The organism is Streptomyces sp. HUAS TT11 (assembly GCF_051553595.1).
GTDB lineage: Bacteria > Actinomycetota > Actinomycetes > Streptomycetales > Streptomycetaceae > Streptomyces.
Genome location: NZ_CP196184.1, coordinates 1213009 through 1232373, shown reverse-complemented (window position 1 = coordinate 1232373; position 19365 = coordinate 1213009). Strand labels below are relative to the sequence as shown.

Annotated in this window: 17 protein-coding genes; 5 read left to right on the top strand and 12 right to left on the bottom strand. The window is 70.7% G+C overall.

Annotated features, from left to right (window positions below):
* Nucleotides 1-17 precede the first annotated feature (17 nt).
* Nucleotides 18-1214, bottom strand: a complete 1197-nt coding sequence (locus tag ACSHXN_RS05775) for an epoxide hydrolase family protein (RefSeq protein WP_355130081.1) — start codon at nucleotides 1212-1214, stop codon at nucleotides 18-20.
* Between the two features lie 120 nt (nucleotides 1215-1334).
* Between ACSHXN_RS05775 and ACSHXN_RS05770 the strand changes: the two genes are divergently transcribed.
* Nucleotides 1335-1817 carry a VOC family protein gene (locus tag ACSHXN_RS05770; protein WP_355130083.1) on the top strand — a complete coding sequence of 161 codons (483 nt, stop codon included), beginning with the start codon at nucleotides 1335-1337 and terminating at the stop codon, nucleotides 1815-1817.
* Nucleotides 1818-2082: 265 nt separating this feature from the next.
* Complete coding sequence (locus tag ACSHXN_RS05765) at nucleotides 2083-3603, top strand: glycoside hydrolase family 43 protein (protein WP_355130085.1); 1521 nt, start codon at nucleotides 2083-2085, stop codon at nucleotides 3601-3603.
* A gap of 8 nt (nucleotides 3604-3611) precedes the next feature.
* Here the strand turns inward: ACSHXN_RS05765 and ACSHXN_RS05760 are convergent, their stop codons facing one another.
* Both ACSHXN_RS05760 and ACSHXN_RS05755 read right to left on the bottom strand, forming a co-directional pair.
* On the bottom strand, nucleotides 3612-4001 hold the full coding sequence (locus ACSHXN_RS05760) for a cupin domain-containing protein (protein WP_355796968.1): 390 nt from the start codon (nucleotides 3999-4001) through the stop codon (nucleotides 3612-3614).
* Between the two features lie 131 nt (nucleotides 4002-4132).
* Nucleotides 4133-4987 carry an NAD-dependent epimerase/dehydratase family protein gene (locus tag ACSHXN_RS05755; protein WP_355130089.1) on the bottom strand — a complete coding sequence of 285 codons (855 nt, stop codon included), beginning with the start codon at nucleotides 4985-4987 and terminating at the stop codon, nucleotides 4133-4135.
* Between the two features lie 374 nt (nucleotides 4988-5361).
* On the opposite strand from ACSHXN_RS05755, the gene ACSHXN_RS05750 reads away from it, so the two are divergent.
* Entirely contained in the window at nucleotides 5362-5859 is a 498-nt protein-coding gene (locus ACSHXN_RS05750) for a group III truncated hemoglobin (RefSeq protein WP_355130091.1), read from the top strand.
* A gap of 54 nt (nucleotides 5860-5913) precedes the next feature.
* Here ACSHXN_RS05750 and ACSHXN_RS05745 read toward each other — a convergent pair whose 3' ends face one another.
* From ACSHXN_RS05745 to qcrB, 3 genes are all read right to left on the bottom strand, one after another.
* A complete protein-coding gene (locus tag ACSHXN_RS05745) occupies nucleotides 5914-6357 on the bottom strand; it encodes a VOC family protein (RefSeq protein ID WP_355130093.1) in 444 nt (147 codons plus the stop codon).
* Nucleotides 6354-6521: a hypothetical protein gene (locus tag ACSHXN_RS05740; protein ID WP_355130095.1), complete on the bottom strand. Its 168-nt coding sequence runs from the start codon at nucleotides 6519-6521 to the stop codon at nucleotides 6354-6356. Before ACSHXN_RS05740 ends, ACSHXN_RS05745 begins: the two co-directional genes overlap by 4 nt.
* A gap of 170 nt (nucleotides 6522-6691) precedes the next feature.
* Nucleotides 6692-8296 carry a cytochrome bc1 complex cytochrome b subunit gene (qcrB, locus tag ACSHXN_RS05735; RefSeq protein ID WP_356291497.1) on the bottom strand — a complete coding sequence of 535 codons (1605 nt, stop codon included), beginning with the start codon at nucleotides 8294-8296 and terminating at the stop codon, nucleotides 6692-6694.
* A gap of 313 nt (nucleotides 8297-8609) precedes the next feature.
* Between qcrB and sigJ (ACSHXN_RS05730) the strand changes: the two genes are divergently transcribed.
* Nucleotides 8610-9548: an RNA polymerase sigma factor SigJ gene (gene sigJ, locus ACSHXN_RS05730; RefSeq protein ID WP_356291499.1), complete on the top strand. Its 939-nt coding sequence runs from the start codon at nucleotides 8610-8612 to the stop codon at nucleotides 9546-9548.
* A gap of 133 nt (nucleotides 9549-9681) precedes the next feature.
* Here the strand turns inward: sigJ (ACSHXN_RS05730) and ACSHXN_RS05725 are convergent, their stop codons facing one another.
* On the bottom strand, nucleotides 9682-11235 hold the full coding sequence (locus tag ACSHXN_RS05725) for an MFS transporter (protein ID WP_438302759.1): 1554 nt from the start codon (nucleotides 11233-11235) through the stop codon (nucleotides 9682-9684).
* A 378-nt stretch (nucleotides 11236-11613) separates the two neighbouring features.
* Here ACSHXN_RS05725 and ACSHXN_RS05720 point away from each other — a divergent pair, with 378 nt between their 5' ends.
* Nucleotides 11614-12180 (top strand): universal stress protein, encoded by a 567-nt coding sequence (locus ACSHXN_RS05720; RefSeq protein WP_438302758.1) that lies wholly within the window; start codon nucleotides 11614-11616, stop codon nucleotides 12178-12180.
* Between the two features lie 44 nt (nucleotides 12181-12224).
* On the opposite strand, the gene ACSHXN_RS05715 is transcribed toward ACSHXN_RS05720, so the two are convergent.
* From ACSHXN_RS05715 to ACSHXN_RS05695, 5 genes are all read right to left on the bottom strand, one after another.
* Nucleotides 12225-14639, bottom strand: coding sequence for a SpoIIE family protein phosphatase (locus tag ACSHXN_RS05715; protein ID WP_356291503.1), 2415 nt, complete (start codon nucleotides 14637-14639; stop codon nucleotides 12225-12227).
* Between the two features lie 418 nt (nucleotides 14640-15057).
* On the bottom strand, nucleotides 15058-15987 hold the full coding sequence (gene sigJ / locus ACSHXN_RS05710; protein ID WP_355130107.1) for an RNA polymerase sigma factor SigJ: 930 nt from the start codon (nucleotides 15985-15987) through the stop codon (nucleotides 15058-15060).
* Nucleotides 15988-16119: 132 nt separating this feature from the next.
* Nucleotides 16120-16383, bottom strand: a complete 264-nt coding sequence (locus ACSHXN_RS05705; protein ID WP_355130109.1) for a WhiB family transcriptional regulator — start codon at nucleotides 16381-16383, stop codon at nucleotides 16120-16122.
* Nucleotides 16384-16783: 400 nt separating this feature from the next.
* Entirely contained in the window at nucleotides 16784-17635 is an 852-nt protein-coding gene (locus ACSHXN_RS05700) for an RNA polymerase subunit sigma (RefSeq protein WP_355130111.1), read from the bottom strand.
* Between the two features lie 103 nt (nucleotides 17636-17738).
* The gene (locus ACSHXN_RS05695; RefSeq protein ID WP_438302757.1) at nucleotides 17739-19130 is read right to left on the bottom strand and encodes a PLP-dependent aminotransferase family protein; all 1392 of its coding nucleotides are present in this window, start codon (nucleotides 19128-19130) and stop codon (nucleotides 17739-17741) included.
* Nucleotides 19131-19365: the final 235 nt, after the last annotated feature.

Below are 19365 nucleotides of genomic sequence, written 5' to 3'. Positions count from 1 at the left end.
CTGGGCAGAGGGCCGGCTCAGCCCTTCTCGCGCAACTGCCGGAAGAAGGCCCGGACGTCGTCGACCAGCAGATCGGGCTCCTCCATCGCGGCGAAATGCCCGCCCCGGTCGAACTCCGTCCAGCGTACGATGTTCTCGGTGCGCTCCGCCCGGTGCCGAAGCGGGATCTGCAGCTCGGCGGGGAAGACGGCCACGGCGGTCGGCGCGCTCGACGGCTCGGCCGGCGCGGCGGCCCGGCCCGAGGCATGTGCCCGCTCGTAGTAGATCCGCGCCGAGGAACCGGCGGTACCGGTCAGCCAGTAGAGCATCACGTCGGTGAGCAGCCGATCGCGGTCGACGGCCTCTTCGGGCAGCTCGTCGGAGTCCGTCCACTCCCTGAACTTCTCCACGATCCAGGCGAGTTGGCCGACGGGGGAGTCGGTGAGAGCGTAGGCGAGGGTCTGCGGCCGGGTGGACTGCAGGACCGCGTATCCCGTCCCCTCCCGCTCCCACTGCGACCAGCGCCGCCACGAGGCGAGTGTGCGCTTGCGTTCCTCGGCGTCCAGAGCGGACAGTTCCTCGGGGGACGGCTCGGTGAGCTGCTGTGCGCCCGGCAGCAGGTTCAGATGGACGCCGATCACCCGGTCGGGGTGGGCTCGGCCCAGCTCGCGGGAGATCGCCGCGCCCCAGTCCCCGCCCTGCGTGCCGAAGCGCGGGTAGCCGAGACGCTCCATCAGTTCCACCCACGCGTGGGCGACCCGGCCCGCCTCCCAGCCGGTGTCCCGGGTGGGCCCGGACAGTCCGAACCCCGGAATGCCGGGCATGACGACGTGGAACGCGTCCGCCGGGTCCCCGCCGTGCGCAGCCGGGTCGGTGAGCGGTCCGACGATGTCGAGGAACTCGGCGATCGAGCCCGGCCAGCCATGGGTGACGATCAGCGGGGTGGCGTCACGTTCGGGCGAGCGGATGTGGGCGAAGTGGACACTCGCCCCGTCGATCTCCGTCGTGAACTGCGGCCACTCGTTCAGCCGCGCCTCCGCGGCCCGCCAGTCGTAGTCGTGACGCCAGTACCGTACGAGCTCTCGCAGATAGCCGAGGGGGACTCCGTACGCCCAGCCCACCCCGGGCAGTTCCCCGGGCCAGCGGGTGCGGTCGAGGCGGTCGTGCAGATCGTCGAGGTCGCTCTGCGGGATCGCGAGACGGAAGGGCCTGATGCTCTCGGGCGAAGACGTCATGGTGGGGATGCTAGTTCGGCGCGGTTCGCGTGCCATCCGGATTGATTCGCGTCCGGCCGATGAGTTCCGGTGCCGGGACAGGTCGATACGGATGACCGCATCCTGCTCCAGGAGGAACTCATGGCCACCGATGGATTCACCACCTGCCTCTGGTTCGACGGCCAGGCCGAAGAGGCGGCGCACTACTACGTCTCGATCTTCAAGAACTCGAGCATCGGACGGATCGGCCGCTACACCGAGGCCGGACCGGGTCCGGCAGGCTCGGTGATCGCCGCCGAATTCGTGGCCAACGGCCACAGGTTCGTCGCGCTCAACGGCGGACCCCAGTTCACGTTCAACGAGGCGATCTCCTTCCAGATCTACTGCGAGAACCAGGAGGAGGTCGACTACTACTGGGCCAAGCTCACCGAGGGCGGGGGCCGGCCGGGCCCGTGCGGCTGGCTGAAGGACAAGTACGGCGTGTCGTGGCAGGTCATTCCGGACGGTCTCATCGAGATGACCGCCGACCCGGACCCCGAGAAGGCCGCCCGCACCACCCGGGCGATGCTCTCCATGGGCAAGCTCGACATCGCCGCGCTCAAGAAGGCGTACGCGGGCGAGTAGTCACCGGCCGGCTGCGGCCGGTCCGCCGGAGGGGCGGCCGCCGGCTGCGCGGATCCCGCCCGGGGGTCCCACTCCGGCGGCGGGCCCTGCGCCCGCGGAGCGGCAGACTGCCGACCGACCCCGGGAATCCGAATCGGCCCCGACGGACCGATGAACGCCCTGCCTTGCCCAGGTCCGCGGCCGCGACCTACAGTGCGGTTTCGGAAGGTTCGCTCATCAGCGCGAAACTTTCGGAATCCTGCGCCGGAGGGAAGTGCCGAACACGATGCGGACGTACGCCAACCCCGTGATCGGCGGGTTCCATCCCGACCCCAGCGTGTGCCGGGTCGGCGAGGACTACTACGCCGTGTGCTCCAGCTTCGAGTACTTTCCCGGCGTTCCCCTGTTCCACAGCCGCGACCTCGTCCACTGGCGGCAGATCGGCAACGTCCTGGACCGGCCGGGGCAGTGGTACGCGACGGACGGGACGCCCGCCTCCGGCGGCATCTACGCGCCCACGATCCGGTACCACGACGGCCGTTTCCATGTGATCACCACGGACGTCGGCGGCAGAGGCAACTTCCTGGTCAGCAGCGACCGTCCGCACGGCCCGTGGTCGGACCCGGTCCCGATCGCGCTGGAGGGCATCGACCCCGACCTCGCCTGGGACGACGACGGTTCGTGCTGGTGCGCGGTCTCCGGCGTCCGGGTGGCCCGGATCGACCCGGAGACCGGCGCGGTACTGGAGGGGCCGATTCCCGTCTGGTCCGGTACGGGAATGCAGCATCCCGAGGCGCCGCATCTGTACCGCGTCGGTGAGTGGTGGTACCTGATGGTGGCCGAGGGCGGCACCGCCCACGGGCACAGCGTGTCGATCGCCCGGGCCCGCTCTCCGCGTGGCCCCTACGAACCCGCCCCGGCCAATCCCATCCTCTCGCACCGCAGCACCGATCTGCCGATCCAGAGCACCGGTCACGCCGACCTCGTGTCCGCGCCGGACGGCACCTGGTGGATGCTGCTGCTGGCGACCCGTCCCCGGGGGTACTTCCCGGAGTTCCACGTCCTGGGCCGCGAGACCTTTCTGACCCCCGTGGAGTGGGTGGACGGCTGGCCCCGGGTCGGACCGGTGCGGGAGCGGCACCCCGCCCCCGCGGCCTGGCGGCCCGTCGAACCACCGCCGGTACGGGACGACTTCGACACCGCGGACCTGGCGCCGCACTGGATCTCGCCGCGTCGCAGACCGGACGGCTCCTGGTCGCTGAAGGAGCGGCCGGGATGGCTGACCCTCACCGCCACCGGGGACACCCTCGACCGTCCCGGGCACACCTTTGTCGGCCGGCGGCAGCAGCACCACGACTGCCGGGTGGCCGTCCGTGTGGACCCCGGTCCGGGCCGGGGCGGACTGTCCGTTCGCATGGACGAGGCCCACCACTACGACATCGAGATCGGCTCCGGAACGGTGAGCGTGCTGGCCCGTATCGGGCCGGTACGGCAGTGCCTGGCGCGGCACCGGGTGGCGTCCGGCGAGGTGACGTTGACCGTGGACATCCGTACGGCCGATGTGCTGCCGCCCACCGTGATCGCCGAGGGCCAGGAGGGTGCGGGCGTCCGGGCGGGCGGACCGGACACCATCACCTTCTCGCTCGGCGGCAGCGCCCCGGTGCGCCTGGCCGGACTCGACGGCCGCTATCTCTCCACCCAGGTCGCCACCGGCTTCACCGGCCGGGTGATCGGTATGTACGCCACCGAGGGCACGGTCGCCTTCGACTGGTTCGACTACGAGCCCGCGGAGGGCGACGATCGCTGACCCGACGCTCAGAACCGGGCGTCGGCCGGCCGCTTCGCACGCCGATGGCGTCGCGCCTCGAGTTCCTCGGGCTCGACCAGGGTGAGCATGGGTTCGCCTTCCGCGCACAGCATCACGGCCAGGAACCGTACCGGCACATCGTCCCTGTTGTTGGCGGCCTGGTGGTGAATGACGTCGCCGCCCGGTTCCCAGAAGGCCTCACCCGCGTTGATGACCCGTTCGGGCTCGCCCTCGAGTTCGAAGACGAGCTCGCCCTCGAGCACGTAGCCGAAGGCGGGTCCGGAGTGACGGTGCGGTGGTGTTCCGGCGTCGCCGGGCGGAACCTCGACGACGACCGTCATGGCGTGCGGACGGTCGGGAACAAAGGGGGGCACCTGTGTCAGGAGTTCAGTGATCATGAGAATTTCGCTTCCTCGTTCGGGTTCTGCTGTTGTGCTCCGGGCTTTCGCCTCAGTGGACGGGGACGGGGCAGATGAGCGCCGCCACCGAAGCGCGAACCGCCGTCACACCGGGGCGACGTGACCGGCGTTCATACGAGAGCCGTCCGGAATCCGGACCGCCAGCTCGGGTGGATCGGGCGCCAGCCCAGCGACGTGGCCCGGGCGTTGTCGGCGCCCCTCTCCCAGGGGGCACCGCCTCCCTCCGTGCGCGGGGGTACGGGGGCTCCCAGGACGTCGGCGAGGACGGGTACCCACTCGTGGGCCGGTGCGGGTTCGTCATCGACGATGTTGAACGTTCCGCTGGGCCAGGTGAGCGCGGACAAGGCCGCCATCGCGGCGTCCGCCACGTGGAGGAACGACGACACGGCGTCGTCGGCCGGTACGGCGCCCCGGGCCAGTGCTGCGGTGATGAGGCCGTCCGGCGCGTACCAGGTACCGGGCCCGTAGAGGGTGCCGTACCGCAGCACCACATGCTCCTCCATCTCGGCCACGGCCGACTCCAGCGCCCGCACACCGCCGACCGGTACGGCGCGGGGACCGTCCGCTTCCGTGTCCAGGGGGGTCTCCTCGTCCGCAGGTCCGGTTCCGGGCCGGTAGGCCCATGAGATGGACTGGGCGACCATCCTGCGGACCGCGGCCTTCTCGGCGGCGTCGACGAGATGACGCGTTCCCTCCCGGCGGATCCGCGCGTTGGCCACCGAATCGTGCGTGGCCAGGGAGGTCAGCTGATGCACCACGATGTCCGGGGCGGCGCCGAGGACGGCCGCCGTCACGGATGCGGCGTCGAGGGCGTCCATCACGACACCCTCGACGCCCGCTGCACGCAGTGCCGGCACATTGCCCTCACTGCGGGTCGCCACGACGACGTCATGGCCGTCCTTGACCAGGAGGGGAATCAGCTGCCGGCCGATGACCCCGGTCCCGCCGGCGACGAATACACGCACGTCAAACTCCTGCATCGATGAGGGGAGGTCGTCGGGCGTCCCGTGCGGGCGCGCCGCGCGTATCCAGCGGGCGTGCGCACGCCGCGACACCGGATCGCGGAGTCATGTACTCCCTGTCGCTTCCATGACCCTGCCCAGTAGACGAAACGGCGGCCACGAATGTGATGTCCCGTTCCGCCCGACCGCCCGACCGCCCGACGGCCCGACCGCCCGAGACGCGGGTCGCCCGCCCGGACCCCGGGTGGGGCCGGAGGGAGCGGCGTCACGGAAGGAAAATATGCATCTGGAATGAAAGTTTTGCTAGAATCCGTGGCGCCGCACCGCAGCGACGAGGGGTGTGTCGGCCCCTGGTGCACTTGGGAAGGGAGAGTCGTGTGAAGGCCGTTTCCGCTGACCGGAGCCCGGTGACACCGAGCGGGCCCGCGAGCCCTGCGGCCGCCGGGCCGGACCGGCCGTCGCTCCCGGATCTGTCCGGCAGAACGGACGTGGAGGATCTCGTGCGCGGCTTCTACCGGGCGGCCTTCGCGGACCCGCTGATCGGCCCCGTCTTCACCGACGTGGCGCAGATGGATCTGGAAGCGCACATGCCCGTGATGTGTGACTTCTGGGAATCGGTGCTCTTCAGGGCGGGCACGTACCACGGGAACGCACTGCAGCCGCACATGGCCCTGAACCGTTCCATCGCCCTCGAGCAGGAACACTTCGCGAGGTGGCTCGGTATCTGGCGGGCAACCGTGGACTCGCTGTTCCTCGGGGAGAAGGCCGAGTTGGCGAAGACACAGGCAGTCCGTATCGCCGGTTCCCTGCTGCGGAGGCTGCACGGTGGAGACGCCCGCGAGTATGTGACCATCCGGCGGCGCGAGAACGGCTGAACGCCGGCGAGCGCTCGCGGCGCGGGCCGGGTCCGTGAGCGCCCCGAGTGATCGTCACGAACTGTGGGCCGGCCGGTCCCGGTCCGGTTCGGGTGGGTCGATCGCGACGAGTTCGACCTCGAATCCGTCGTCGTTCTCCAGGTAGGCGGCGTAGTGCCGCCCGCCGCCCGCGTACGGATGCCGCTCGGGGAACATCAGCTGCCAGCCGTGCCCGGCGGAGTCGGCCACCAGCTTCTCGACCGTGGTGGCGTCCTCGACGTGGAAGGCCAGGTGGTTCAGTCCGGGCCGGCAGCGATCGTGCCGTTCGGCGGTGAGAGCCGGCGACCGCTCGACGACCAGATAGGTCGGCCCGAGCCGCCAACTGCGGCCGCCGTCCCAGTTCTGGTGGACGGTGTACCCCAGCGCCTGGAACAGCCAGCCGAACGATGCGAGCGCGCGGCGGAGGTCGGGCACCCACAGTTCGACGTGATGCAGTGTGCCGTGCGACGGCCGGCTCATGCGGTCAAACCCTCGGCGCGCCCGAGCAGTTCGGCGGCCCATCGAGGCCGTGTCGGCAGGGCCATATCGGCCTCCGGCGCGGCGGTCGGCATCCGACGGGTGCCGCCCCGGACGGCCTCGCCGATCCCCGAGCCGCCGCCGGCGGTGCCGTTGCCGTCGATCACACTGAGCACAGGCGTGCCTTCCCGGCCCGCGCCACAACGCGGGCCTCCTTGATGACCATCGGTCGATCACTCCGGAAGGTACGCCATTCGCGTTCCGCCCCGAGGCCGATCCCCTGCGTCATGAGCACCGCGGCGCCGCCACGGCGCGGCACCGTCGCAAGGCCGGGCGGTCAGTGCTCGACGCTGCGTCGCGTCTCGTCGTCGGCCGGCTCGGCCACCTGCGCCGAGGGCCCGTAAAAGCCGCGCGACAGGCGCACCCTCACCCGCTGGAGGCGGGAACGCGCACGCGTGTCCCCCTGCGGCCCGGGTGTCAGGGGCCGGTACTGCTCATGGGACGTCAGGACATGTCGCCGTGCGGCATCGAGCGGCTTGTGCAGTTCCACGTACTCGCCGTGCGGCAGACGGCGGACGACACCCGTTTCCGAGCCGTGCAGCAGCTTTTCCCGGTCGCGGTACTGCAGGCCGAGGCACACGCGCTTGGTGATCACGAATGAGGCCACGGGTACGACAAGAAGCGCGATGCGGACGACCCAGGTGACGGCATTGATGGACAGATGGAAGTGCGTGGCGAAAATGTCGTTCCCGCCCCCGACGAGCAGACAGAAGTAGAGGCTCATCCAGGCGACGCCGAGCCCGGTGCGCACGGGCCGGTTTCTCGGCCTGTCGAGCAGGTGGTGCTCGCGCTTGTCACCGGTGATCCATGCCTCGAGGAAGGGGTAAACGCCGATGAGCAGCAGAACCACCGGGAACACGATCAGGGGTATGAGCACACCGAGGGCGAGGGTATGCCCAGCCATGTCGATCTCCCACCCGGGCATGATGCGGATGAGACCTTCGGCGAATCCCATGTACCAGTCCGGCTGGGCTCCGGTCGAGACCTGATCGGGGCGGTACGGTCCATAGCTCCACACAGGGTTGATGGAGGCGATGGCGGCGATGGTGGCCAGGGTCCCGGCGACCAGGAAGAAGAACCCGCCGGCCTTCGCCGCATAGACGGGCAGCAGCGGCATGCCCACGACGTTGCGATCGGTCCTGCCGGGCGCCGCCCACTGGGTGTGCTTGTGATAGACGATCAGGATCAGGTGCGCGACGATCAGCGCGGCGAAGACGGCGGGAAACAAAAGGACATGGATCGAGTAGAAGCGCGGAACCAATTCCGTGCCCGGGAACTCCCCGCCGAAAAGGAGCATGGAGAGATAGGTGCCGACGATCGGTACCGACAGGATGGCACCCTCGAGGAACCGGAGCCCGGTGCCGGACAGCAGGTCGTCGGGCAGCGAATATCCGACGAATCCCTCGAACATGCCCAGGACCAGCATGATCCAGCCGAACAGCCAGTTCACTTCCCGGGGCTTGCGGAAGGAACCCGTGAAGAAGTGGCGCATCATGTGGACGAACATTCCGGCGACGAACACCAGGGCCGCCCAGTGATGCATCTGGCGGATGAGAAGTCCGCCGCGTACGTCGAAGGAGATGTCGAGCGTGGAGGCGAAGGCTTCCGACATGCGGATGCCGTTGAGCGGGAGGTAGCCGCCCTGGTACACGACCTCGTTCATCGACGGATGGAAGAAGAAGGTGAGGTAGACCCCTGTCAGCACCAGCACGACGAAGCTCCACAGGCAGACCTCGCCCAACATGAACGACCAGTGGTCCGGGAAGATCTTGCGCATGTTGGCCTTGGCGATGGTGTAGAGGCCCAGCCGGGCGTCCGCCCAGTCGGCCAGCCGCTCTCCGCGGGGCGACTCGCGTGGGTCCTCGGTGTTGCTGATCGTCACCTTGAGCTCTTCTCTCAGGACCGCGTCAGCGGTTCACGGGCGGGAAGTGTCGCGAGTTACGACGGTGCGCGAGGTGCGGATGTGAGGTGACGGAGGCCACAGCACCGCTCCCGTGCCGGGACCGGAAGGCCGCGTCGCGGTGGAACGCGCGGCGCGCGACGCAGGGGCCGGTTGTCGGGACCCGCACGGCCGGCCTCACGTTTTCCGGTCCCGCTCCGTCGTAGAGACATGCCGAAGAGACACTGCTGCGAGGCGGAGCGCGAGCCCTGGACCGGGTCCCTCCGCGCGGAGGTCGTGCTGCGGGAGCAGCCGCATGACTGACACACCGCTGTCCGACGCCGACGACCGGTCGCTGACGGCCGTGTTCGGCGAGCGCCGGGCCCTGCTCAACCTTGCGTTCCGGATGCTCGGGTCGTCGTACGACGCCGAGGACGTGGTCCAGGAGACCTATGCGCGCTGGTACGCCCTCTCCGAAGAGGACCGGCGCGGCATCAGGACACCGATGGCCTGGCTGGTGCGGGTGGCCAGCAGGATCTGTCTCGACCAGCTGTCCTCCGCGCGGGTGCGACGCGAGAGTTACCTGGGGGAGTGGCTGCCCGAGCCCCTGCCCGGGGCGCCGTGGGACACCGGGCGCCCCGCCGGTCCGGGAACGGATCCCGCGGACCAGGTCAGTCTGGACGAGTCGGTCACCATGGGGGTCCTGGTGGTCCTGGACTCGGTGACCCCGGCCGAACGTGTCGCGTTCATCCTGCACGACGTCTTCGGAGTGCCGTTCACCGAGATCGCGGAGACCGTGGGCCGCTCGTCGGCCGCATGCCGTCAACTCGCCTCGTCGGCAAGGCGCCGCGTCAGAGCGGCGCAGCCGCGGAGCGTCCGTGGCTCACGGCATCGTGACGTTGTGTCGGCGTTCAAACGGGCCTGTGAGACCGGCGACTTGGACATGCTGGTCGGACTGCTCGCCGCGAACGCCACGGCCACCTCGGACGGCGGCGGAAAGGTCCGCACCGCGCTGCGGCCGGTGGTCGGCGCCGACCGGATCGCGCGGTTCTGCCATGGAGTCCTGCGCAAGGAGCCGGGAGTCTCCTTCGAGGAGGAGCTGGTCAGCGGGCGACCGGGACTGGTCGGGCGGATCGGCGGGGCCACCGTCCTCGTCATCGCGATCGATCTCGACGACGAGGACCGCATCGATCGTCTGTGGGTGATGATGCACCCGGACAAGCTGCATGCCTGGCGCAGCCGGGACGCCGCGTAGCGCGCCGTGGGGGAGCGGCGGGCGGGCGTTCTGAACCGTGGAGCTCATGAGAGGGGCCGGACGTCCGGCCCCTCCCGCGAGCCCTGCCGACGTGCCCTCGAGCACGGTCGGGCTTCTGACCCGGGACGGCGCGCTACAGGACGTGACCCGCCGCCCCGGCACTGCCGTTGAGGACGTCCACGTCGCTCCGGCGTACCCGGATGAGTACCACTGCCATCAGCAGTGCCACGGCGGCCATGGCCGCGGCGGTCAGGAGGGCCGACGAAATGCCCTGTGTCAGTACTGCGTGTCCCCAATGGCCGGGCAGTTGCCCCGTCCGGGTCAGCTGGGCCCTCTCCGCAGGACTGGCCTGTGCCATGAAGGACGGCAGCCGGCGCTCCGCTTCGTCACGGCTCGCCGTCCCGAACACGGTCACCATGATGGAGAGCCCCAGGGAGCCGCCCACCTGCTGTGCCGCGTTGAGCACACCGGACGCGGCTCCCGCCTCGTGGTGGGCGACGCCCGAGACCGCGGTGAGGGTCAGCGTCACGAAATTGAGTCCGATCCCCGCACCGAAGATGAGCATGGGCCCCAGCACACTGCCCGAGTACGTGCTGTCGGGCTCGATGAACGTCAGCCAGTACAACCCGGCGATGGAGAGGGCGGATCCGACGATCACGAACGGCCTGGGGCCGAGGACGGGCAGGAACCGCTGAGTGAACCCGACCGCGACGACCAGCGCCCCGGTGAAGGTCAGTGAGGCCAGACCCGAGGTGATCGGGCTGTAGCCGAGCACGATCTGGAAGAACTGCACGATGAAGAAGAACATGCCGTACATCGCGCCGGCCAGGCAGAGGATCATGACATAGGAGCCCACGCGGTTGCGGTCGCCGAACATGCGCAGCGGGACGATGGGATCCGCGGCGCGGGATTCGACCAGCACGAAAGCGGCGAGGAGTACGGCCGCCGCCACGAAAGAGGCGACGGTGAAGGAGTCGCTCCACCCGTCCTCGGAGGCCCGGATGAACCCGTAGACCAGTGACGCCATGCCCAGGGTGGAGGTCGTGGCGCTGGCGATGTCGAAGTGCCCGGGGCGACGCGTGGACTCGTTGATGTACATCGGTGCGAGCACTGCGATCACGATGCCGATGGGGACGTTGACGAACAGCACCCAGCGCCAGTTCAGCCACTCGGTGAGCATGCCGCCCGCCAGGAGACCGACGGCCGCGCCGGCGCCCGAGACGCCGGCGAACACCCCCATCGCCCGGTTGCGCTCGGGTCCCTCGGGGAACGTCGTGGTGATGAGGGCGAGCGAGGTGGGAGACGCTATGGCGCCGCCGATCCCCTGCAGAGCCCGCGCGGCAAGGAGCTGCCAGGGCTCGTGCGCCAGACCGCCCAGCAGGGACGCGAGGGTGAAGAGAAGGATGCCTGCCGTGAAAACGCGTCGGCGCCCCAGGATGTCGCCCGCCCGTCCGCCGAGCAGCATCAGCCCGCCGAAGGTGAGGGTGTATGCGCTCAGGACCCATGACAGGTCCGTCGTGGAGAAGCTGAGCGAGCGCTGAATGTCCGGCAGCGCGATGTTCACGATCGTGCTGTCGAGCACGATCATCAGCTGGCATGTGGCGATGACGAACAGCGCGAGTCCCGGATGGCCGCTGCGCCGGGTTCCTCCGACGACGGGGGCGTCCTTGTGCAGTGGGATCGTCATCGCCCGGCTCCCCGCCGGGTGGTCCTGCCGGTCCTGACGCCCTTGGGCTCGTGGTGTTCTTCAAGACAGTCGGACATGTGTTCCTTCCGTTCCGGTGGGGCCGGCGGCACGTCTCCTCACTGCGTGCAGAGGGCGACGAGAGGCAGCGCCGGGAATGTGCACGGCCGGGGGCCGCGCTCACCGGATCGACGACACAACACGGGCGGGCGTGAGGTGACGGCTGTCACAGCCGTGACGGGTGCGCCGTACGGCGTACCCGCTCTCCCCCTGGTCTCAGCGCCTCGCCGGCAGGACCGCGCATGGCCGGATGTGAGCGGTCCTACATCACACACCCCGGCGCCGGGACGTCATCTCCTCGAGGGCAGGAGGAGGAGTCCCATGGACGGACCGGCACAGCGGCGCATCGTGGTCGGGGTCAGCGGTTCTCTGAACAGCGTGGTTGCATTGCAGCGAGCGGGTGTCGAAGCCCGGCTCAGCGGGCGTCGGTTGCTGGCCGTACTGGTCTGGCGGCCGAGGGACACTGATCCGCCGCACCGGTCTGCCGCGTCGGCACCCAAGGGCACCAGAAGGGCAGCGATGCGGCTCCTGGCCGACACGCTGAACGACGTGTTCGGTGCCACCGACGACGACGTGCAGGTCGAGGGACTGGCCGTGTCCGGGACGGCGGGCCGCACGCTCGTCCAGATCGCTCGGCGGGACGACGACCTGCTGGTCGTGGGGGGAGGGCATCGAAGGAGGCTGGGCCGATGGCGCTCTCCGGTCGCCCGGTACTGTCTCACCCACGCCTCGTGCCCGGTGCTCGTCGTGCCGCCGTCGCCCCTCCAGTTGGACCTGGAAGCGATGACCGGCCGGAAACGGCTTCTGAGGGGTGCGGGAGGCGACCCCGTCAGGGAACTGCGCCGGGCCGGTCCGGGAGGGCCCGCGTACACCGACGGCGACCGCTGATCTTGCGGTGAACGGTGATCGGGGGCCTGCGGCGGCGGGCAGCGCTAGTGATCGATGCACCTCGGTGTCAATTGCTGTTCGGCCCAGATGAGTTTGCCGTCCGGGGTGTGGCGGGTGCCCCACTTGCGGCTCAGTTGGGCGACGAGGAAGAGCCCGCGCCCGTTCACGTCCGTGGCGCGGGGGTGGCGCAGGCGCGGCGAGCTGCAACTGGTGTCGTACACCTCGCAGGTCAGGAACCGGTGGCGGATCAGGCGCAGCCGGACAGGACCGCTGCCGTGGCGGACGGCGTTGGTGATCAGCTCGCTGACGATCAGTTCCGTGGAATCGGCCAGGTGCTCCAGTTGCCACCGGGCGAGCTGGCGGGTGGTGAGGGCCCGGGCGTGGCCGACGACGGCCGGGTCGGCCGCGAACTCCCACGAGACCGTCCGGCTCGGGCCCAGCGACCGGGTGCGGGCCAGGAGCAGGGTGGCGTCGTCGATGGGCGCCTGGGCGGGCAGGGCGTCCACCACGCTCGAGCACAGGTCCTCCAGGTCCAGGCCGGGGTGGGCCAGGGCGGCCGCCAGGCGGTCCATGCCGGCGTCGATGTCCTGGTCGCGGGACTCGATGAGGCCGTCGGTGTACAGGGCGAGCACGCTGTTCCCGGGCAAGTCCAGGGTCACCGACTCGAAGGGGCCAAGGCCGAGCCCGAGCGGTGGCCCGATGGGCAGTTCGGGGAAGGTGACCTGGCCGTGGCGGTCGATGATCGCGGGCGGCGGGTGGCCGGCCCGGGCCATCGTGCACTGCCCGGTGGCCGGGTCGTAAACGGCGTACAGACAGGTGGCCCCGATGGTCGCGGCTGCCGGGTCTCCCGGCTCGACGTCCTTCTCGGCGAGTCGGACGACCTGTTCGTCGAGGTGGGCCAGCAGGTCCTCGGGCGGCAGGTCCATGTCGGCCAGGGTGCGTACGGCGGTGCGCAGTTGGCCCATGGTGGCGGCGGCGTTGATGCCGTGGCCGAGGACGTCGCCGACGACCAGCGCGGTGCGCGCGCCGGACAGGGGGATCACGTCGAACCAGTCGCCCCCGACGCCGTGGTGGCTGTCGGCGGGCAGGTAGCGCCAGGCGACGTCGGCGGCGGGCGCGCCGGTGGCCCGGTGCGGGAGCAGATGGCGCTGCAGGGCCAGGGCCGCGGAGCGTTCCCGCGCATACTGGCGGGCGTTGTCCAGGGACAGGGCCGCCCGGCCGACGAGTTCCTCGGCCAGGAGCAGGTCGTCCTCCTCGAACGGCCGGGGGTCCTGGCTCCGCATGAACGCCGCCATGCCCAGCACCGAGCCGTGCGCGTGGATCGGCACGATCATTAGGGAGTGCATCCCGGTCTCGCTCATCCTTCGGGCGCGCAGCGGGTCCTGGTCCAGCCACGTCTTGGAGGACGAGTCCACCACCGGGTAGAGATGTGATCCGCCGGACAGGGCGGTGGTGTAGGGCGAGGTGGGCGGGACGAGCACCGGCTCCCCCCGGGCGAACAGGGACTCCGGCGCTCCCGGGTGGATCGAGGCGAGGCCTGCGCGGCGGAAGAGGGCGTCGCGTCGCTTCCCCGGGCCGGGGCGGGTCAGCGGATCCTCACCCAGCAGGACCGGGTCCGCCAGGTCGACGGTGGCGTAGTCCGCGAGGAACGACACGGCGAGGTCGGCCAGTTCCTGTCCGGTACGCATGACGTCGAGGCTGGTTCCGATGCGCTTGCCGGCTTCGTCCAGAAGCGCCCGGCGTTCTCGCGCGCGCCGGGCGTCGGTGGTGCCGGGATTCACGGTGCACACGCCCAGCGCACGGCCCAGGACGTCGTCGAGACGGAAGACGGGGGCCGTCGACGTGGCGTCCTGGCACGCATCCTCCTGAAGGAGGGCTTGCTGATCCGGGTCGATCAGCAGGCCGCCGTTGTCGAGCAGTTGGCGCATCACCCCCTCGAGCATCTCGGCCTGGGCGCCCCGGACGCCGTTCACCCAGATACAACGCAACCGGGTGTCCTGTATGTCGACGCCGATCGGTGGGTGCTGCGAAGGGCCGGAAGGGGCCGGGGGCGACTTCGTGGCGACGGTGTCCTCCGCCGTCCCGGAGGGGGGCAGGGCGGGGTCCGTCGCCGAGACGACCCACTGGGCCCGGCCGTCCGGGCCGGCCAGCGACTCGGCGCACAGGCCCACGTCGATCTCGCGGCCGTCGCGGTGAAGGACCCGAGCCGTGCAGGAGCAGCGTCCCCCGGGACCGCTCCGGTCCGCGACCGCCGCGGCCTTGGCCCGGTCCTCCTCGGCCGCCAGCAGGATGGCCGCGGACTGTCCGACCACCTCCGCGGCGGAGTGTCCGACGAGCCGCTGGGCGGCCTGCGACCATCCGACCACCGTGCCTTCCGCGTCGAGCACGGCGAGCGCCGCGCCGACCGCCTCGAAGGCCTTCCGGGCTTCGGATCCTGCCGTTTGCGTGGAACTGCCCACCGTTCATTCCTTCTGTGTCCCCCCTCGATGCGGACTCTCCGAGTGCGTGGCCGGGTGGTGTGTGCCGGCATCAGGTCGGGGAGCGAATCGGGCGAGGCGGGCAGGACGGGACGTTCACCGCCCCGCCCGCGACCTGGCCTCGGCTCGTCAGACGGGGCGGACCGCCGGTGCCACCCCACCGCCGTGCCCGGACGGATCAGGGGTGCGAAGGCTCCCGGGGCGGCGCCCCGGACTCCCCTGTGCTTCGTTCGTCTTCATGTCCGCCAGGCTACGCACTCGGCGACAGCGGAGTGTGGTCCAATTTCATGACATATCCCCGGGACAATTCGGTGGTCGATCACTGTTCCGGGCATTCCGTGGCAGTGTGCTCGGCCGGTGGGCCCGGCGTTCGTCGGGCGGGCCCCGCAGGCTGCCGTCGTCAGGCCCAGGAAGCGAGCTTGTCCGGGTTCCGAGTGATCCACACATCCGTGATCCGGGACCCGACGATCTGCAGGGAGACGACGGCCGCCACCGCTCCGTCCACCCGGCACACCAGTGCCGGACGATGCCCTGCGTTCTCGACCGTCGTGAGTGCCATGGTGAGACCGGGCTCCCTGCGGCACACGCCGATGAGGTAGCGAGCGGCCTTGTCCGATCCGTGGACGGGCCGGGGAGCGGCACGGACGTGTCCTCCGCCGTCCGCCCGGGCGGTGACCTGCGGGTCCAGCAACCGGATCAGACTGTCCAGTTCGCCTGTCTGGCAGGCCCTCTTGAACTCGCGGACCAGTTGCCTGTACTCCTTCAGGTCCGCCTCGTTGCGGCGCGCGGAGGTGATGCTCCTGCGGGCCGCCGCGGCCAGTGCCCGACAGCTCTCCGTGCTGCGGCCGACGATGGCGCCGATCTCGGCGTAGGGGACCTTGAACACGTCGTGCAGGACGAAGCTCACTCGCTGGGCCGGGGTGAGAGCCTCCAGCAGCACGAGCATCCCCATGGTGACGGACTCGTCGAGGGCGACCCGGTCGGCGGGATCTCCTGTGTGGTCCGAGGCCGGTACGCTGCTCCACGCCGCGCTGTCCGGCAGCGGTTCGGGCAGCCATTGACCCGTGTACTTCTCCCTGCGCACCTGCGCGGACCTCAGGTGGTCCAGGCAGATCCGGCCGGCCACCCGCACCAGCCAGGCCGAAGGGGACTTGATGTCCGCGCGGGCCGCGGCGGACATCGTGTACCACCGGGCGTAGGCCTCCTGCACGACGTCCTCGGCATCGTGTGTCGAGCCGAGCATCCTGAAGGCCAGCGCCATCAGCATGGGCTGGTCGTCCGGTGTCGGGTTCGAGCCGGGGCTCAGCTGCCCCGCGTCCTTACCCCGCATGAGCCAAAATCCTAGGGACGACGAGACGTCCGCGCGAACGCGCCGGGTCTCTGTGGGTGTCTTGCTTCCATCGCGCCCGCGCGGCGACGAACCGGGCGTACGGCGATGGAGTGGGTGTACGGCCGAACCAGGTCAGGCCGCCGTTTCCGCCGTCGACCGGGCGCGCTCGCGGGCGTCGTGACCGTGCATCGCGCGCCGTTCGCTCTCCGTGGTCCCGCCCCATACTCCCTGCACATGGCGGTTCAGGGCCCAGTCCAGGCAGGTGGACCGGACGGAGCACCGCAGGCACACGGCCTTCGCGGCGGCGGTCTGCGCCGCTCCGGGGCCGCTGGCGCTGATGGGGAAGAACAACTCGGGATCCTCCGTGCGGCACGCCGCGGCTTCGCGCCAATTCATGGAAACCTCCTCACGCGGACGGTCCGGTCGCTCCGGGGGCCCCGGCGCGGGACGGGACGCCGGGGTGGCGCTGTCCGGCCGGGAATCTGCTGGTCGAGCCGTCCGCACGGTGGCGGGTTCGGCTGCTGAAGCGGTGCACGTGGCGCAGCCCGCCGGCCGCGGTCCTGAGCTGACGCTGAGTGTCATGTCTGGGATGGTAGAAAGGCCAGTACCATAACGTCCAAGACGCATATACGCGGACGATGATAGGCAGAGGCTATGGTCACTGTGCGACGGTTCCATGGCCGGCCCGCGGCGGCTGGCCGGGCCGTCACCCTCACCCCTGTATGACGGAACAGCGTGCGCGTTTGTGACGTGCGGGACCGGGACAGCGGGCGCGGTGCGACTTCCGGCCCACCCGTCATGACCTGTTCCAGCCGCGCAGCTTGTCCGGGTTGAGGACGAGCCAGACGTTGACGATCAGGTGGGCGCGCGTGTCCAGGGTGATCGCCGCCGCCACCCGGTGGCCGCACCTCACCACCAGCCCGGCCCGGCCGTTCACGCTTTCTTCGGCGAGGGCGGTGCCGGTACTCGGAGCCAGCAACGTGGCAAGGCTCCGCGCCACGTGCGGGGCCCCGCCGACGGGACGATCCGGTGTCCGGATCCGGCCACCCCCGTCGAAGACCGCCGAGACATCGGGGGCGAGCAGAGCCGCCAGACGGCCCTCGTCACCGATCTGGCACGCCGTCCGGAACTCACCGACGACCGCCCGGTGCTGCGCCGCCGTCACATGCCCGGCCGCACGAGCGCGCAAGGACTGCCGTGCCAGCTCCCCGAGGGCTTCGTACCGCGGCCCGTGATCACGGGCCCGGCCCGCCCCGCGTGCGGCGGCGCCGAACGGTTCGGCACCCGGCAACGCCGCTTTCCGGCCCGGGCCGTGAGCGCCGGGGGCCTTTGTGACGTCCCCGAGTGCCGGGGCGTCCCGCGCCGCGGCGATGTCGTGGCCGCGCTCCGCACGCTCCGGCGCGTCGTACGCCTCGGGGTCGCCCGGCGCGTCCGGGCGCGACCGGCAATGAGTCACCAGCGTGTCGGCCAGCCATGCTCTCGGGTTCGGTATCTCGCCGTCGCCCATGGCGTACCAGCGTCTGTAGGTCTCCTCGACCGCGTCGTCCGCTCTCGACGCGGAGCGGAGGAGGCCGTACGCGAGGTCGAGGAGATACCGCCGCTCTTCGAGCAGTTCGGACAGGGGCGCGATGCCATGGCGGCCGTTCATCTGTGTCCTCTTCTCCTGACTCCCGGCAACGTCCATGAACGGCCGGCTGACATGTCCTCGGGCGTGGAACAGCGGCGGCATCCCGGGTGCGGACGGCCGCGGTTCACGGCATCACCCTGCACAGGGTGTCCAGTGCACAGGCCCACGCGCTGTCGGGGGGAGCCGCGTAGTTGACCACGAGCGCGTCTCTTCGGGGCGACTCCCGGTCCGATCCCGCCGGTTCGTAGCGGAACGCCGCGATCCCGGTCACCGCGAGTCCCTCCCGGGCCGCCGCCCGGACGACCGAGGACTCGGTTCCGCGGGGAAGTTCGAGGACCGCCTGGAGTCCGGCGGCCAGACCGGTCACGCGGACGGCCGGTGCCCTCCGGGCCAGAGCCGTGACCAGTTCGTCGCGGCGCCGCCGGTAGCGCAGCCGCATCGAGCGCACATGACGGTCGTACGCGCCCGAGGCGATGAACTCCGCGAGCGTCAACTGTCCCAGGGCGCTGGACATGTAGTCGCCGTGGCCCTTGGCCGCCACGATCTCCGGGACCAGTTCTGCCGGCAGCACCATCCAGCCGAGCCGCACACCGGGGGCCAGGGACTTGCTCACCGAGCCGAAGTACACCACCCGCTCCGGGGCGAGCCCTTGCAGTGCGCCCACCGGCGGACGGTCGTATCGGAACTCCCCGTCGTAGTCGTCCTCCATGATCAGCCCGCCGGTGGAACACGCCCAGTCCACCGCCGCCGTGCGCCGGTCGGGATGCAGCGTGCCGCCGGTCGGGTGCTGGTGCGCGGGTGTCAGCAGCACCGCGCCCACTCCGCGCAGCCGCGCCAAGTCGTCGATGCGGGCGCCGTGTTCGTCGACGTGGAGGGGAGGGGTTCGAAGGCCGGCACCGGTCAGCAGCCCGCGGTGGTGGTCGAGACCGTACGCCTCGACGGCCACCGCCCGTACCTGCCGCGTCCTGAGCGCCTGGGCCGTCAGCGCGAGACCGTGGTGGAAGCCGGAGCAGACGACGATCCGCTCCGGCTCGGCGTACACGCCACGGGCCCGTGCCAGATAGCCCGCGAGGGCGGTGCGGAGCTGCACCTGCCCGAGGGCGTCGCCGTAGCCGAAGGCGTCGTGCGGTGCCGCCGTCAGCGCATGGCGCGCGGCGGTGAGCCACGCCCTGCGGGGGAATCCGGCAAGGTCCGGTGATCCCGGCTGCAATCCGAAGGCAGGACGCTGTGCGGGTTTCGTCCGGGCGGCCGGGTGGGCGGCCGGGTTCGGTTCGGCGCGGCGGGCCACCCGGGTGCCGGAGCCCTGCCGCGCCGTGAGCCACCCCTCGGCGACGAGCTCGGCGTAGGAGTCCGCCACGGTGTTGCGGGAGACACCGAGATCGGCGGCGAGCGAACGTGACGGCGGCAGCAGGGTGCCGGGCGCCAGCCGCCCAATGCGCACGGCCTCCCGAAGAGCGTGGGTGAGGCCGGCGCGCAGCGCCGGTCCGCGCACGTCCAGATGCAGGTCGGTGATCATCGGACCCGACTTCTGCGGGAGGTTCCGGTGGCACGCGCGGCATGTGCGGCAGGTGTGGCGCACAGGCGCGAGGCCGCCGGCCGCGGGGACACCGCGCGGAGGTCCTCGGCGGGGCGGGCCGCCGGCGGAGTCCGTCGAAGAGTGATGCTCATACCCTTACGACGCGGCAGACGGCCGATCCGTGATGGGCCGGCTCCCCGACGACCGGGTCCGCCGTTGCGTGCCGGTCGCGGAC

What these genes read in the sequence shown, in the direction of transcription:
- ACSHXN_RS05775 (WP_355130081.1), bottom strand. Translation starts at nt 1,214, where the DNA reads ATGACGTCTTCGCCCGAGAGCATCAGGCCCTTCCGTCTCGCGATCCCG.
- ACSHXN_RS05770 (WP_355130083.1), top strand. Translation starts at nt 1,335, where the DNA reads ATGGCCACCGATGGATTCACCACCTGCCTCTGGTTCGACGGCCAGGCC.
- ACSHXN_RS05765 (WP_355130085.1), top strand. Translation starts at nt 2,083, where the DNA reads ATGCGGACGTACGCCAACCCCGTGATCGGCGGGTTCCATCCCGACCCC.
- ACSHXN_RS05760 (WP_355796968.1), bottom strand. Translation starts at nt 4,001, where the DNA reads ATGATCACTGAACTCCTGACACAGGTGCCCCCCTTTGTTCCCGACCGT.
- ACSHXN_RS05745 (WP_355130093.1), bottom strand. Translation starts at nt 6,357, where the DNA reads ATGAGCCGGCCGTCGCACGGCACACTGCATCACGTCGAACTGTGGGTG.
- sigJ (WP_356291499.1), top strand. Translation starts at nt 8,610, where the DNA reads ATGACTGACACACCGCTGTCCGACGCCGACGACCGGTCGCTGACGGCC.
- ACSHXN_RS05725 (WP_438302759.1), bottom strand. Translation starts at nt 11,235, where the DNA reads ATGACGATCCCACTGCACAAGGACGCCCCCGTCGTCGGAGGAACCCGG.
- ACSHXN_RS05720 (WP_438302758.1), top strand. Translation starts at nt 11,614, where the DNA reads ATGGACGGACCGGCACAGCGGCGCATCGTGGTCGGGGTCAGCGGTTCT.
- sigJ (WP_355130107.1), bottom strand. Translation starts at nt 15,987, where the DNA reads ATGCGGGGTAAGGACGCGGGGCAGCTGAGCCCCGGCTCGAACCCGACA.
- ACSHXN_RS05705 (WP_355130109.1), bottom strand. Translation starts at nt 16,383, where the DNA reads ATGAATTGGCGCGAAGCCGCGGCGTGCCGCACGGAGGATCCCGAGTTG.
- ACSHXN_RS05700 (WP_355130111.1), bottom strand. Translation starts at nt 17,635, where the DNA reads ATGAACGGCCGCCATGGCATCGCGCCCCTGTCCGAACTGCTCGAAGAG.
- ACSHXN_RS05695 (WP_438302757.1), bottom strand. Translation starts at nt 19,130, where the DNA reads ATGATCACCGACCTGCATCTGGACGTGCGCGGACCGGCGCTGCGCGCC.